This window comes from uncultured Campylobacter sp. (genome assembly GCF_938040115.1).
Classification (GTDB): Bacteria; Campylobacterota; Campylobacteria; order Campylobacterales; family Campylobacteraceae; genus Campylobacter_A.
Map to the genome: position 1 here is coordinate 1 of NZ_CALHXD010000035.1, position 13,715 is coordinate 13,715.

Sequence of the window (13,715 nt, forward strand, 5' to 3'; positions counted from 1 at the left end):
GTGATGTTGGAGCTTTTAGAGCTTGGCAAACTAAATCCGATGCCGGTAGCGGGCAGCGAAATTCATCAAATTTCATTTGCGAGCGACTTCATATACGACAAACGCGAAAAGCTTAAAATGATACGCGCTTACATAGCCGCCGCAAAGGAGATGACGCCGCCGAAAACTCGTAAAAAGCGGATCATCATCACAGGCTGTCCGAGCGGAGGCGTGTATGAAAAGGTTATCAAGCAGATTGAGGAGCTGGGTGCAGACGTAGTGGCATTTGAAAACTGCTCCGGCACCAAAGGCTATCAAAACCAAGTACAAACTAAGGGCGATTTGGTCGCAAATATCGCCGAGCGCTACCTTAAAATCCCCTGTTCGGTGATGTATCAAAACGACGCACGCTCGGATATTATCAAGGAATTTATCCGCGAATATCAAGCAGACGGCGTCATCGACGTCGTGCTAAGCGGCTGCCACACCTACGCGATCGAGACGAACGGGATCAAAGAAGCCAGCCGCGAAGCGGGAGCAAACTATATGTCGCTGGAGACCGATTATTCAAAACAAGACGTCGGGCAAATTCGTACGCGCTTAGAGGCGTTTATCGAGCTGCTCGGTTAAATTTAGGATTAAAATTTATAAAAGGAGTTAGCATGAAGCTAAAACAGATTTTAAAACTAGGCGCGGTATTAGCCGTTTGTTTAAATTTAGCGAGCGCGAATTCGCTCGAGCAGATCAAGAATGACGGCGTCATAAGGATAGCGACCGAGGGCGTGTATTCGCCGTTTTCGTTTCATAACGAAAAAGACGAGCTAATGGGCTATGACGTCGAGATAGCAAAAGCCGTCGCAGATAAACTTGGACTAAAGCCAAAATTCGTCGAAGCCTCGTGGGACGCTATGTTAGCGGCGTTTGACGCGGGCAAGGCAGACGCCGTGTTTAATCAAGTAAGCATCACCGAAGAACGCAAGAAAAAGTACGACTACTCCGTGCCCTACATGACCTCATACTCGGCGATCATCGTGCACGAGGATAACGACGATATCAAGAGCTTTGCCGATCTAAAGGGCAAGCGCTCCACGCACTCGGTAAATAGCATGTGGATCCCTACTGTCGAAAAATACGGCGCAAAACTCGTCGTAGCCGATAGCCTAAGCGACCAGATAAATCTCATAATCACCAAGCGCGCCGACGACACGATAGACGACGCCGTGATGTTTTACGACTACAAAAAACAGCACCCAAAAGCCCCGATAAAGCTAATCAAGGCGGGCGAAACGCCGATGTATACGGCAGCGATCGTACATAAAGGCAACGCCGAGCTACTGGAAGCGATAAACAAGGCTCTAAACGAGCTAAAAGTAGAAGGCAAGCTAAAAGAGATTTCGATGAAGTATTTTGATAAGGATATTTCAGAATAAATTTAAAGGCGGCGGACGGGTAAATTTCAAATTTGCAAATTTAAAACTTATGTGGCCAAATTTATTTTTCAAGCCATCTTTTGACCCAAATACATTTTCTAAATACTATTTTATAACTTTTCTGCATAACATAAAACCATAAAATAGATATTTTGGTGATAGGAAGTCGTTAAACTAAATTTAGTAAGATTATTTTTGGTTCTAGGGGTATTTTACGTAAGACTCGTGCAAATTTGAATAATTCGGAAATAAATAAGCAACTTACAAAAAGTTCAAGCAACTTTTTGTAAGAGTACTATTTTTTAGCGCTATTTGCCCTCTTCAAATGCGCCTGCAGATAAGATTTTAGCTATTCTGGCGTTTAAAAGCTCATCTACTTTTAGCTTTTCAAGTTTATCTAGCTCGGTTATAAAATAACTCGCAAGCGCTTTTACGGCAGTCTCTTTATCTCTGTGAGCGCCATTTATCGGCTCTTCTATGACGTCGTCTATCAAATTTAAGCTTTTTAGATCGTCAGCAGTTATTTTTAGTGCTTTAGTAGCTTGCTCTTGTTTTGACGGATCGTTCCAAAGTATAGCTGCGCAACCCTCCGGCGAGATAACAGAAAAAACTGAATTTCGCATCATAGCTAGCTTATCAGCTACGCCTATAGCTAGAGCTCCGCCGCTTCCACCCTCGCCTATAACGACGGCTATCATCGGAGTTTTTAAATTTGCAAATTCAAATAAATTTCTAGCGATCGCCTCGCTTTGACCGCGCTCCTCAGCCGCAACGCCTGGATACGCGCCTGGAGTATCGATTAAAAATAGTATCGGAAGTCCAAATTTCTCAGCCATCTTAGCTATTCGTAAGGCTTTACGGTAACCCTCGGGATGAGGCATACCAAAATTTCTTTTTAGTTTATTTTTGGTTCCTCGACCCTTTTGCTCGCCTATCACGACGACTTTTTTAGAGCCTATATAGCCAATAAAACAAACTATCGCCCCGTCGTCGCGATACGCTCTATCACCGTGAAGTTCATAATAATCCCTCATCATACCCTTAATGTAGTCAATAGCATAAGGGCGATCCGGATGACGAGCTAAAGCAAGGCGCTGAAACTCGTTGAGATTTTTGTAAATTTTAGCGGTCTCTTTTTCTAAATTTTTATTTAGAATTTCTATCGCGTGTTCATCGCCGCGAATCCTCGCGTTTGCGATGTCATCATCTATTTGCTTGATACCTTGTTCAAAGTCTAGATAACTTGCCATTATATCTTCTTAAATATAATAGAGCCGTTCGTACCGCCAAATCCAAAAGAGTTACTCATAACGGCGTTTAGCTCAGCTTTTCTAGCCACGTTTGGCACATAGTCTAGATCGCACTCCTCGTCTTTGGTTGCGTAGTTTATCGTAGGCGGTATAAGACCTTCTTGCATAGCCATTATAGACACGACAGCCTCTATCGCGCCAGCCGCGCCAAGGCAGTGTCCTGTTTGCCCCTTGGTAGAGCTAACTGGAGGTACATTGCCGCCAAAAAGAGCCTTTAATGCTGCAGTTTCGTTTTTATCATTGGTCGGTGTCGAGGTGCCGTGTGCATTAATGTAGTCTATCTGCAAATTTCCAGCCATTTTCAAGGCTTTTTTCATCGCAGAAAGCGGTCCCTCAAGCGAAGGCGAAGTGATGTGATACGCATCGCCGCTCTCTCCAAAACCGACCACCTCGGCATAAATTTTAGCCCCTCTAGCCTTAGCACTTTCATACTCTTCAAGCACGAGCGCACCGCTACCTTCGCCCATAACAAAGCCATCTCTGTCTTTATCGAAAGGTCTTGATGCCGTTTGCGGATCGTCGTTTCTAGTAGAAAGCGCTTTCATAGCCGCAAATCCCCCGATACCTACGCCGCAAACCGTAGACTCGGAGCCTACGACTAGCATCTTTTGCGCTTCACCGACCATAATGGTTTTAGCCGCTTCGATGATGGCGTGAGTAGATGCCGCACATGCCGTTACGCTAGAGATATTAGGCCCTTTTAGGCCGTGCTCTATCGAAACTATGCCGCCCAGCATGTTCACTAGCGCAGAAGGTATAAAAAATGGAGAAATTCGTCTCGAGCCTTTTTCAAGCAAGATATTGGAGTTTTTTTCGATATTAGGCAAACCGCCTATGCCGGCAGCAGAGCTAACGCCGAAATTTTCAGCGTCAAATTCGCCGAAATTTGCATCGGCCATAGCCTCTTTAGCAGCTTTTAATCCAAGCTGGATAAATCTATCGACTTTTTTAACTTCCTTAGCGTCCATCACGCTAAGCGGGTCAAAGTCCGTTATCTCGGCAGCAATCTGAACTGGAAAATCGCTCGCGTCAAAAGAGGTTATCTTTTTTACGCCGGTTTTACCTTCGCAGATAGCCTTAAATGAACTATCCTTGTCGAGCCCTAAAGCGTTGATCATCCCAATCCCGGTTACTACGACTCTTTTCAAGATCTCTCCTTACAAAAACTTATTTATTTAGGTTCTCGATGTAGGTTACGACGTCGTTTATAGTGATCAGCTTCTCAGCGTCGCTATCAGGTATCTCTACCTCAAATTTCTCCTCAAGAGCCATAACTAGCTCAACTACGTCAAGTGAGTCCGCGCCTAGATCTTCGATAATCTTAGACTCAAGCTTTACAGCATCTGGAGCCACGCTTAGTTGCTCAACTACTACGTCTTTTACATCATCAAATATTGCCATTTTTCTTCTCCTAAAAATAAAAATTTCGTGATTTTAATATATTTTAGCTTAAAATTTCGCAAAAACGCAAAATTTACGCCCTTACATATATAGCCCACCGTTGATCTTTAGCGTCTCTCCCGTGACGTAGCTAGCGTGATCGCTTAGCAAAAACGCCACAGCTTCGGCCACTTCGCTAGCGCTTCCAAATCGCTTTAACGGGATGTTGTCGCTGTAGGTTTTTTTGATCTCGTCGCTCAGCTCGCTCGTCATATCCGTCTCGATAAAGCCCGGTGTTACGCAGTTAAAGCGGATATTTCTCGCCGCACCCTCTTTGGCGAAGCTTTTATTCATCGCTATCATTCCGCCCTTGCTAGCAGCATAGTTAGCTTGCCCCGCATTACCCATCTCGCCCACGATCGAGGCAACGTTTACGACGGCGCCGAAGCGTTTTTTGCTCATTACTTTTAGCGCCTCGCGGCATCCGATAAAGGCCGAGGTCAAATTTGCGCCTATCACGCCGGTAAAATCCTCCGTCTTCATGCGAAGCGCGAGCTTGTCGTTTGTTATGCCTGCGTTATTTACGAGGTAGCTTAGTTCGCCGTCGGCGTCTGCGATCAAATTTATCGCCTTTACAAACTCATCTTCATCCGTCGCATCAAATTTAACTACCGCAGCCTGTCCGCCGTTTGCTACGATTTCAGCTTGCAACGCATCGGCTATTTCGGGCTTTGAGCGGTAGTTTATCCATACTTTTAACCCCATTTGCGCTAGGGTTTTGGCTATCTGCGCGCCGATACCGCGGCTTGCGCCGGTGATTAGCACGTTTTTTCCGCTAAATTTCATTTTTTCTCCTTGATTTGGCATAACGGATTTCCGCAAGCCTTTATTTTAATAAAAATCAAATTGTAGCGAAAAAGGGCTAAATTTTACTTACGGTATGCAAAAAACTAAATTCAAAGCGGCCGAGAGCTTATTTGCCTACCTTTTTCGTCATAGACATATGCGGTCGTTTTGCTCGCGACACTCACGCTTGATGCTGTAAATCCAAGCAGCGTAAGTCCGCTCGCCGGCCTGGTAAAAAGCTGACGATTTTTATCGTCATAAACATGCAGGCTGCCGTTTTTGATGATTGCTAGGGCTATCATTTTATCTCCTTGATTTTTGCGATTAGTGCATCTATCTCGGGCGCACACTCGCTTGAGAGCATATTTACGAATCTTCTTTGGGGCGTCGATCCGTCTCCGTCAAATTTAGCTAATCTTTCCTCTAGTTCGCTTATCGCACCGTTAAATTCAGTCCATTTTATCGATGCATTGTTTAGGTCTTTTTTGTAGCTTGGATAGACCTTTTTTACGATTTCGTCCGCGACACCGTTTACATCGGCGTATTCGCTTAGCTTTTGATTTATGTAGTCGTGCTTAAATTTAGCCTCCAATTCGCTTAAATTTGAGCTTTTTTTAGTTGTTTTCTCAGCTGTTTTATCTGGCTTTTTATCTTGCCCTCTCTTTGTCTTTATGGCGTTGCCAACCAAAAGAGCTATCGCGCCCACTAAAATTACCGCCGCTATTTTTCCTACGCTTAACATACTTTCCTCCATTATTTTATCTCCGTTTCTATTTCGTTTTTAAATTTATCAAGCCCTTCTAGCTCGAGTTTGATATCTTTGATACGTTCTTTTATCGCGGCTACTTCGGTCGATTTTAGCTGTCCTTTGACGCTTATTTCCTCGTATAGCTTTCTGTTCTCTTCCTCACACTCGCGCATAGCCGTTTTTATACCGTTTATAAACTCGTCGGCATTTTGGGATACGACGTTTTTTATCTTGTCTTTGACTATGTTTTGGATTTGCGCTAGATTATCTTGTATCGCGCTACTTAGCTTTGCCTTGTAGTTTTCCTTGCCTTTTTCCGTGTCAAACCACCTCTGCCAAAACCTTGTACTATCGCTTAGAGCGTTTTCTACCGTGCGGTTACTTATAGCTAGCGCGCTTACTTGGTCTTGCATATCTTTTACGCTAGTAAAGGTTTTGTGATTTACGCGATTTTCGATGAGAGTTTGGTCAAAGCCCGTAATTTTTTCAAATTTAGCTATAACTTCGTATTTAAAAGCCTCGATGTTTTCTTCCAAACTTTCTCTGGCGACTTTAGCTATCTCTTTAAAGATAGCGTTATCTTCAAGCGCATTTTTGACATCCCACTCTATTCGGTACCTTATGTCGTTGATACTGTTGTAGCTGTATAATTTATCTATGAGAAATTTCCGTACTTTTTCAAATTTATCTACCGTTGCCCCTTCTATCTCGTCTTGGATATCTGATATACGTTCATCAAATTCATTTGCCAGCTCGTTTTGACTTTGGTAGATTTGTTCTATATTTGCCTCTATTTTCTTTATCGACGCTTCTATTTCCTCGTTTGACTTTACGCTTACGTTTAGCGCATTTTGTAGGCTCGCGCGTCTATCATCTATCTCTCTTTTCTTTCTTTCAAAGGTTTGCATGATAAAGTCCGTATGCGAAGCTATAAGATCGTCGCCTTTATTTTCTACGAGCTTTTTAGCCACTAGCTCCCTTAGCTCTTCTACTCGGCTATTTTCATAAAAGCCTTTTTTGACCAGCTTTTTCTTGTAAAATTCATCATCCTCGTCTAGCTTGCCGTTTTTTTCTTTAAATTTTATGACGTCGGCCAGCGCGGCGGTTAGGACGAATTTGCTCTTGTCGTTAAAGATAGTATCTTTAAATTTATCGTCTTGTTTGATACGTTCTAGATCGCTTTTTACTTCCTCTTCGCTATTTGCGGTATCGATTTTATTTACCGCGATGATGCGCTTTGATGATGCTAGATGCAGTAGATAGTTTGTGATAAATTTATAGTCGTTTTCGTCAAGCATCCTTCCTGCATAGCTCGCGTATATAGCCGCGTCGCACCTACCTATCCAGTCTAGGGTTACTTGCGAGCGAAATTTGTTTGAGTCATTGGTGCCGGGAGTATCGACTACTATTAGTTGGCGTAAAATTTCGCTTGGGTGATATATCTCCACGGTTTTTACAAACGGCGTATAAAGCCCCTTGTTTGCTACGTACTCGCCTAGATTTTCTATCTTATCCTCTTTGCTTGTTCCAAGGCCTCTTGCCTCTACGCTTTTATCTTTTATCGTAGGCACTATATCGTTTTTAAAAAACTCTCGTCCGTTTTCGTCTTTATACGTTTTTAGCGTTTCCCATTCGTCTTTTGAATAAAAATTAGCCTTTAGCTTTGGCTGCTTTGCATATCGGATCTCGGTTATCTTAGCCGTCAAAGGAGTATCGTCTGCGGGCAAGATAGGCTCGCCGCCAAATACCAATGCGTTTAAAAGCGTTGATTTGCCCGCCTTCATCTGGCCTGCGATCGCTAGGATAAATTCCTCGTTTTCTAGCTTGCTTGCTCTATCTTTTAGCGTATTTTCATCTAAGCCGTCGCTAAAGACCAAGCCGCTTTTAGCTAGCCTCGCGTAGGCATCTAGCAGTTTTTGTTTCTTGGCATTAAAATTTTCTAGCATCTATTTTTCCTTTATCTACTTAAAGTATCGACGACGTCGTCTATTTTTTCGATTAGGTATCTATTCATCTCATCGTCTCGCGGTTTTATGACGTTTTGGATTATATAGTCGTATTTATCTACCGCATCTTGGATTAAATTTTGCAAATACTCGCCGTTTTTGCTTACGAAATCCGCAATCATCTTGCCGGAATTTGATATTTGCTCCTCGTCGCCGAGTCTAACGTATCCGTAAAAGTTATCTTCCAGTACGGACAGGATAAATATATTTAGCTTTTCAAGAAGCAATATAACGAAAATATCTTCAAATTTGCCGCCTCCGTTAAACCAAACTTGCTCTCGCGTTATATCCAAAAATTTGCCCTCGAAAATTTCCTTTCTAAATAAATTTTCATCTATACGGCACGCGTGCATATCTTTATCGTCTTCGCCCTCTTCGAGCAAAACTTTTTCGCCCAGCATTTGCGCTATCTCGCTTAAGGCCCTCTTTATAGCGTTAAAATTTCTTATCTTAACGCTAGGCGTAAAGTCGATATACCCGCCGACTACCTGCTTGGCTTTTTTGCGCTATGTCTAAAATTTCGCTTCTAAGCTCTGCTACGTCTTCGGATAAATTTAATCCATCCGCCTCGTTTGAAGCTCCTACAGCCGCTGCCGCCAAGATATCCTTGATCTTTTGACGCACGGGGAAAATACCGCCGGTAAAACCGTCTTCGCAGCTAAGCGCATAGTCGTTTTCTAGCGTATTTAAAAACGCAAAATATTCCAGCAACTCCTCTGCTATATCGTAAAAATCGCTTGACTCTAAACTCATGCTTTCTCCTTTAAATTTGATTTTCTATTTTTCTCGTTTTGCTTTATGAATGAGATAAAGTCGTCTATCTTGTCCATCGTATTTTGGTAGTGTTGAGTGTCTTTATTGCTGAGCTCTTGGTATTTTTGATTAATTTCATCAACAGCAGATTCTATACAACTTTGAAAAAATCCAAAATTGTCCAGTATCGTCTGTCTTATAGCATTATAAAATTCTTCTTTTTTGCCTCTTAATTCATGAGCATCATCCCATTTTTCTATATCTAATAGCCTATACGGATCACTATTTACAACATTGATAATCCCTCTTCCATACTCTACAACCTTATCAGCAAGTAAGCACCCCATATCGTATCCTAGCTTTTCTGCTATTTCCTCCAGCAAAGCTTCTTTGGTATTAGTAATATTTTTGTATTTTTCCTGCATAGTATCAACCATACTGTTGTAAACAATATCCTGAATCTTCTCAAGCTCATCTGCAAAATATTCTTCATTTATTAATATAAATAAATCATGGTAATATGTATCAGAAGCTTCTTTGGCCATGTCGCCGATTACCCTAGCAAACGGTAATCCATAAGATATAAAGTCAAAAAATTCGCCTACTCCTGATTTTTTATTTTGATTTTGTACCAATGTCTCATCACACTTTCTACTAACTTTATTCGCCATCTCCTTATATTTTTTTTCGATCTCGCTCCAATCGTCGATTTTTAGCTCGAGGTTAAATTCGGCTAGTTCAGTTAGTCTGTCTTTGACGTCTTTTAGCGTAGACAAGAGGTCAGTTTCAAATTCTGCTTTATCCTTGCTAAATTTAGGAGTTTTGATTTTGTATTTAGCCTCGCTTATACGCGTTAAATCGTCCATTATCCCTCTTTTAGCAGTCTCCACATCAACGCCCTCGGCATCCGGAGCGCAGCTATAAACGTAGCATCCTTTAAAAAAATCGAAATTTTTCATTACCTCATCTTTTACCTTTTGCCTAGCACTAGGGGATTTCGTATCGGCTTTGTTTAATACGGCGTAAAAGAGCATGTCGGGATTTGCCTTTTGTAGCTCGCTTACTTTGCCCTTGAGCGCATCATTTACCGAACCCGTATTTATATCAACGAGTAGTAGTGCGGCGTCAGCTTCTTTGGCCTTTTTCATCGTTAGCTGCGTATCGCCCTGCCCGGTAGCGTTAGCAAAGCCCGGAGTATCATATAAATTTACGCCGCGAAGAGGCGTAAATGGGTAGTAGTAATCTAGCTCGTAAGTAGCCTTGGTGTCGCCTTGGTGAGTTACCAGTTTTTTGTATTCTTGAGCATCTATCGTCTTGTTGTCGGTTTTGTTTAGTATCCTCTCGTCAAAGGAGAATATAAACTTCGTAACCGACGATGTCGTAGCAGCGCTATTTACGGGGCAAACTTCCTTACCGATGAGTGAGTTTATGAAGCTTGACTTGCCAGCGCTAAAATCTCCGATAACGACTACCTCAGCTTTGTAGGCTGAGTCTAGCATCTTTACCTCATCGCTAATGATGACTTTGGCGATTCCGGCGAGCAAGTATAGATGCTGCCTTAGCTCCTCGTTTGAGCTTACGCCGTAATCGTTTGAAATGTCTTTGATAAAAGATATATACTCGATAAAGCTATCAAAATCCTCACTGATGCCGGATGAGATTAGCGGCTCATATGTTTTCATTTTTTATCCTTCCTTTATTAAATTTGATTTTAGATACGGTTATTTTCCCGCAACCTCAAGCTCAAGATCCCAGATATCGTTTCTTAGCTGTTCTTTTAGCGCATTTACAGAGTCGATGTTTTCCTTTTTTAGGCGTAGCACGTCGTTTGCGCTATCTAGCTCGTCGTTTAGGCTTATCTCAAGCGGAGCAAATATTTGCTCGTTAGCAAAGTCCTCTATGTATTTTTTCGTAGCGGCGGAGATGAGATTTGCGATATCGTCTACGGCATTTTTGTAGCTCCTGCCGGTGAAAAAATCAGACACCGTATCGCCAAATATCGTAATGCCTCTTAGTCCCCATTTAACTGTTTTAGTAATTATCATTAGCTTTGGTACTGCAATCAGGTAGTCATCGACTTTGTCTAGCGCATAGCTTATACCGCCCGATATACTCGGCAATATATCCAAAATCTGTTTTCTAAAATTTATCTTTTCTATTAGCTCTGATATATGTGATATATCGATAAGCCCGTCATCGACGTGGAGCCGACCGCTAAAGTACTCGCTAACGTTGCTTTCTACTATGCTTATTATCTCCTCGCTAAACCCGCTAGCATCGCCTGCCTTTAACATATCAGCGCTTCTTACGGCAGCGTTTTTTATCTTTATCTCGAGGTTTTTTACATAATCGTTTAAATTTAACTTTTGTTTGTTTATATCTTCTTTTAGCTTTGCGATTTTGGCGTTTATATCAGCAGCCTTAGCATCTAGCTCGGCGATACTAAAACTCGTATTTTCAAGTCTGTCTTTTAGTATCTTTAGGAGCTCTTTTTTGGTCTTTAGCTCATACTTGGCTACTTTTACTGCTTTTAGCGTCTCAAAATTTTTATAAAATCTCTCGTCTATCAGCTCTTTTAACTCCAAATTTTGGCTTTTAGCGTCAGTGAAAACTATCCTCTTTCCGATATCTTGAAAATCAGCATCGCCCAAAAGCTCGCTAAGCTGATTTAAAACGGCTTCTTTTATCCTTTGCGCTGCGTATGCGGACTTGGAGTCGCTTTTGGTGATAGCAAAGATGACGTGAGGTAGGATTTCTGGATTTTGCGAGATGAAATTTAAGATAGATTGCGTTAGCGAACCTTGATTGATATCTTGGCAAACGATAGCGCACTCAAGGCGAGGTAAATAACCAAACGTGATATCAAAATCAAGTTTATCAAGACTTGAAACGCCGGGAGTATCTATGTAGGTGAAATTTAGGCTATTAGCGTCCCCCCCCCACGGGAATTTGAGCTTTTAGACGAGACTCTGCGCTCTGGGTTTGAAGCGTGATAAATTCGTCCTTGCTAATCTGCTCGTCGCAGCCGCCCTCGATCTTAAAAAACTTCTCCTCCTTGCCAAAACCTACGCTAACAACGGTTTTAGTCGTCGGCTTGCTAGCAGTTACTAGCAGATCTTGCCCTAAAAGGGAATTTAGCAGGCTTGACTTACCGCTTGAAAACTCGCCTAAAAATCCAACTTCAATCTTATCCTCGCAAGATGAAGCAAAACGCTCATATACGCCGTCTATGCCGTATTTGTCGCAAATTTCTTTGATTTGCATACTTACTCCTTTGATAAATTTTTATGTTATTTTAGCGCAAAAATAGGACTAAAAAACGTCCAAATTTTATAATAAAATTTAGCTATGTATTTTACTAGAATTTAACTCAAATTTATCTTTATTTAGTACGAGATTTAAGAAAAATTAAAAACATAAAGGCATTTTAAAAGGCTAGGCAAGTTTTTAGAATATAGTCCTAAAAACTTGGCCTATAACTTGAAGAAGCTTAAAAACGGACTTATTTTAGAATAACAAAAATAAATCAGGTTTTATAAAACAGTGCCTCGTCCATCTCGGCGGGTTTTTCGATACCCATCAGCGCCAAAACGCTCGCGGCGATATTGTTTAGGCCGCCCGCTTTTACCGCCTTTACGCCCTCGCCCATCACGAAGCAAAATACGTCAAAAGTCGTGTGGTTGGTTAGCAAATTACCCTGCGCGTCCTTCATCTGCTCGCAGTTGCCGTGGTCGCTCGTGATGATTAGCGCGTAGTTTTTCTCTTTTGCTTTTGCTACGATGCGCCCCAGCGCCGCATCCACGGCCTCGACCGCCTTCACCGCCGCGTCAAATTCGCCCGTGTGCCCGACCATATCGCCGTTTGCGAAATTTACCACGATAAAGTCTTGTCCGTCATCCATCCCTTTTAGCACTGCTTCGCACACCGCCTGCGCGCTCATTTCGGGCTTTTCGTCGTAGGTTTTTACTTTGGGGCTTGGCACGAGCACGCGCGTTTCGTTTTGGGCGAGCTCCTCGACGCCGCCGTTAAAGAAAAACGTCACGTGCGCGTATTTCTCGGTCTCGGCGGTGTGTAGTTGCGTTAGTCCCGCATTTGCGACGACCTCGGCGAGGGTATTTTTTAGTTTTTCGTTTTCAAAAAGTACTGGAAAAGCGAAATTTGCGTCGTATTCGGTCATCGTGAGTAAATTTTTGACGACGAGCGGGCGCGCAAATTCGCTAAAATTTTCATCGCCCAAAGCCGCCGCGATCTCGCGCACGCGGTCGTTTCTAAAGTTTATAAATATCACGCCGTCGTTTCCGCCTATACCCTCAAACCCGCCAAAGCTAGCCGGCACGATAAACTCGTCCGTCACGCCCGCTTCGTAGCTTTGCATGACATATTCTAGCGGCGATACGATTTGCCCGTTTTCTCCGCGCGTCATCGCGTCGTAGGCCGTTTTTACGCGCTCCCAGCGCTTGTCGCGGTCCATCGCGTAAAATCTACCGCTAACGCTAGCCAGCCTAAAGCCCGCATTTTGCGCCTTTTCATGCAGCGATTTTATGAACGCCAGCCCGCTTTTTGGGCCTACGTCGCGCCCGTCGGTTATAGCGTGAGCGCATACTTCGCAACCGTTTGCGACCGCAAGAGAACACATCGCGTCAAAGTGGCTCATGTGCGAGTGCACGCCGCCGTCGCTGTAAAGCCCGACGACGTGGACGCGTTTGCAGGTTTTAAACAAATTTAGAAGCTTTTCGCTTTTAGCCAGCGAGCCGTTTTCAAAACCGAGCGAAATTTTTACCAAATTTTGATACAAAACCCGCCCGCTGCCGATGCACATGTGCCCGACCTCGCTGTTTCCCATCTGTCCGTCGGGCAAGCCGACTGCTAGGCCCGAGGTTTTTATGAGCGCGTTTGGGACGTTTTTAAACAGCCAGTCGTATGTGGGCTTTTTTGCCGCCGCAAATGCGTTAAATTCGCTACTCTCGTTATATCCGATACCGTCTGTGATCACCAAAATAGTTTTTTGCGCCATTTTTAAATTTTCGCCTTAAATTTAGATATTTTTTAACGGCATTATACTAAAATTAGTTTTTTTTAAAATAAAGGTCTTTATGTTTTACTATATTTATGAATTCTTAAATTTTAATATTTTTCAATACATCACCGTCCGCGCGGGCTTTTCGTTTTTCATCGCATTTTGCTTGACCGTTTGGGCGCTGCCTAAATTTATCGCGTGGGCAAAGGCCAAAAACGCCGCCCAGCCCATCTACGAGCTAGCTCC

15 protein-coding genes and 1 pseudogene are annotated in these 13,715 nt (G+C 42.9%); 3 read left to right on the plus strand and 13 right to left on the minus strand.

Annotated elements, in window-relative coordinates; all coding sequences use genetic code 11:
• Both Q0314_RS01410 and Q0314_RS01415 read left to right on the plus strand, forming a co-directional pair.
• Positions 1–609 (plus strand): 2-hydroxyacyl-CoA dehydratase family protein (locus Q0314_RS01410; protein WP_298055686.1); only part of this gene is annotated, 609 nt, incomplete at its 5' end.
• Positions 610–641: 32 nt separating this feature from the next.
• Positions 642–1,409 (plus strand): transporter substrate-binding domain-containing protein, encoded by a 768-nt coding sequence (locus Q0314_RS01415; protein ID WP_298055689.1) that lies wholly within the window; start codon positions 642–644, stop codon positions 1,407–1,409.
• Positions 1,410–1,717: 308 nt separating this feature from the next.
• Here Q0314_RS01415 and accA read toward each other — a convergent pair whose 3' ends face one another.
• The 13 genes from accA to gpmI all read right to left on the minus strand — a co-directional run bounded on the left by accA (position 1,718) and on the right by gpmI (position 13,466).
• Positions 1,718–2,659 (minus strand): acetyl-CoA carboxylase carboxyl transferase subunit alpha, encoded by a 942-nt coding sequence (gene accA / locus Q0314_RS01420; protein WP_298055691.1) that lies wholly within the window; start codon positions 2,657–2,659, stop codon positions 1,718–1,720.
• Entirely contained in the window at positions 2,659–3,867 is a 1,209-nt protein-coding gene (locus Q0314_RS01425; protein ID WP_298055693.1) for a beta-ketoacyl-ACP synthase II, read from the minus strand. The genes accA and Q0314_RS01425 overlap by 1 nt, the downstream gene beginning before the upstream one ends.
• Positions 3,868–3,886: 19 nt before the next feature.
• Positions 3,887–4,120, minus strand: a complete 234-nt coding sequence (gene acpP, locus Q0314_RS01430) for an acyl carrier protein (protein WP_298055695.1) — start codon at positions 4,118–4,120, stop codon at positions 3,887–3,889.
• 81 nt (positions 4,121–4,201) lie between these two features.
• A complete protein-coding gene (gene fabG, locus Q0314_RS01435) occupies positions 4,202–4,945 on the minus strand; it encodes a 3-oxoacyl-ACP reductase FabG (protein ID WP_298055700.1) in 744 nt (247 codons plus the stop codon).
• 110 nt (positions 4,946–5,055) lie between these two features.
• On the minus strand, positions 5,056–5,247 hold the full coding sequence (locus tag Q0314_RS01440) for a hypothetical protein (protein ID WP_298055703.1): 192 nt from the start codon (positions 5,245–5,247) through the stop codon (positions 5,056–5,058).
• The gene (locus Q0314_RS01445) at positions 5,244–5,699 is read right to left on the minus strand and encodes a hypothetical protein (protein ID WP_298055705.1); all 456 of its coding nucleotides are present in this window, start codon (positions 5,697–5,699) and stop codon (positions 5,244–5,246) included. Before Q0314_RS01445 ends, Q0314_RS01440 begins: the two co-directional genes overlap by 4 nt.
• Complete coding sequence (locus tag Q0314_RS01450) at positions 5,699–7,639, minus strand: dynamin family protein (protein WP_298055708.1); 1,941 nt, start codon at positions 7,637–7,639, stop codon at positions 5,699–5,701. Before Q0314_RS01450 ends, Q0314_RS01445 begins: the two co-directional genes overlap by 1 nt.
• 11 nt (positions 7,640–7,650) lie before the next feature.
• Positions 7,651–8,100 carry a hypothetical protein gene (locus Q0314_RS01455; protein ID WP_298055710.1) on the minus strand — a complete coding sequence of 150 codons (450 nt, stop codon included), beginning with the start codon at positions 8,098–8,100 and terminating at the stop codon, positions 7,651–7,653.
• Between the two features lie 55 nt (positions 8,101–8,155).
• A complete protein-coding gene (locus Q0314_RS01460; RefSeq protein WP_298055712.1) occupies positions 8,156–8,452 on the minus strand; it encodes a hypothetical protein in 297 nt (98 codons plus the stop codon).
• Entirely contained in the window at positions 8,449–10,134 is a 1,686-nt protein-coding gene (locus tag Q0314_RS01465; protein ID WP_298055715.1) for a dynamin family protein, read from the minus strand. Before Q0314_RS01465 ends, Q0314_RS01460 begins: the two co-directional genes overlap by 4 nt.
• 39 nt (positions 10,135–10,173) lie before the next feature.
• On the minus strand, positions 10,174–11,103 hold the full coding sequence (locus tag Q0314_RS01470; RefSeq protein WP_298055718.1) for a hypothetical protein: 930 nt from the start codon (positions 11,101–11,103) through the stop codon (positions 10,174–10,176).
• Between the two features lie 274 nt (positions 11,104–11,377).
• A complete protein-coding gene (locus Q0314_RS01475) occupies positions 11,378–11,716 on the minus strand; it encodes a dynamin family protein (protein ID WP_298055722.1) in 339 nt (112 codons plus the stop codon).
• Positions 11,717–11,978: 262 nt separating this feature from the next.
• Complete coding sequence (gpmI, locus tag Q0314_RS01480; RefSeq protein WP_298055724.1) at positions 11,979–13,466, minus strand: 2,3-bisphosphoglycerate-independent phosphoglycerate mutase; 1,488 nt, start codon at positions 13,464–13,466, stop codon at positions 11,979–11,981.
• Positions 13,467–13,545: 79 nt separating this feature from the next.
• Here gpmI and Q0314_RS01485 point away from each other — a divergent pair.
• Positions 13,546–13,715, plus strand: a pseudogene (locus Q0314_RS01485) (phospho-N-acetylmuramoyl-pentapeptide-transferase); the annotation flags it as partial.

What these genes read in the sequence shown, in the direction of transcription:
- Q0314_RS01415 (WP_298055689.1), top strand. Translation starts at nt 642, where the DNA reads ATGAAGCTAAAACAGATTTTAAAACTAGGCGCGGTATTAGCCGTTTGT.
- accA (WP_298055691.1), bottom strand. Translation starts at nt 2,659, where the DNA reads ATGGCAAGTTATCTAGACTTTGAACAAGGTATCAAGCAAATAGATGAT.
- acpP (WP_298055695.1), bottom strand. Translation starts at nt 4,120, where the DNA reads ATGGCAATATTTGATGATGTAAAAGACGTAGTAGTTGAGCAACTAAGC.
- fabG (WP_298055700.1), bottom strand. Translation starts at nt 4,945, where the DNA reads ATGAAATTTAGCGGAAAAAACGTGCTAATCACCGGCGCAAGCCGCGGT.
- Q0314_RS01440 (WP_298055703.1), bottom strand. Translation starts at nt 5,247, where the DNA reads ATGATAGCCCTAGCAATCATCAAAAACGGCAGCCTGCATGTTTATGAC.
- Q0314_RS01445 (WP_298055705.1), bottom strand. Translation starts at nt 5,699, where the DNA reads ATGGAGGAAAGTATGTTAAGCGTAGGAAAAATAGCGGCGGTAATTTTA.
- Q0314_RS01450 (WP_298055708.1), bottom strand. Translation starts at nt 7,639, where the DNA reads ATGCTAGAAAATTTTAATGCCAAGAAACAAAAACTGCTAGATGCCTAC.
- Q0314_RS01455 (WP_298055710.1), bottom strand. Translation starts at nt 8,100, where the DNA reads ATGCTGGGCGAAAAAGTTTTGCTCGAAGAGGGCGAAGACGATAAAGAT.
- Q0314_RS01460 (WP_298055712.1), bottom strand. Translation starts at nt 8,452, where the DNA reads ATGAGTTTAGAGTCAAGCGATTTTTACGATATAGCAGAGGAGTTGCTG.
- Q0314_RS01465 (WP_298055715.1), bottom strand. Translation starts at nt 10,134, where the DNA reads ATGAAAACATATGAGCCGCTAATCTCATCCGGCATCAGTGAGGATTTT.
- Q0314_RS01475 (WP_298055722.1), bottom strand. Translation starts at nt 11,716, where the DNA reads ATGCAAATCAAAGAAATTTGCGACAAATACGGCATAGACGGCGTATAT.
- gpmI (WP_298055724.1), bottom strand. Translation starts at nt 13,466, where the DNA reads ATGGCGCAAAAAACTATTTTGGTGATCACAGACGGTATCGGATATAAC.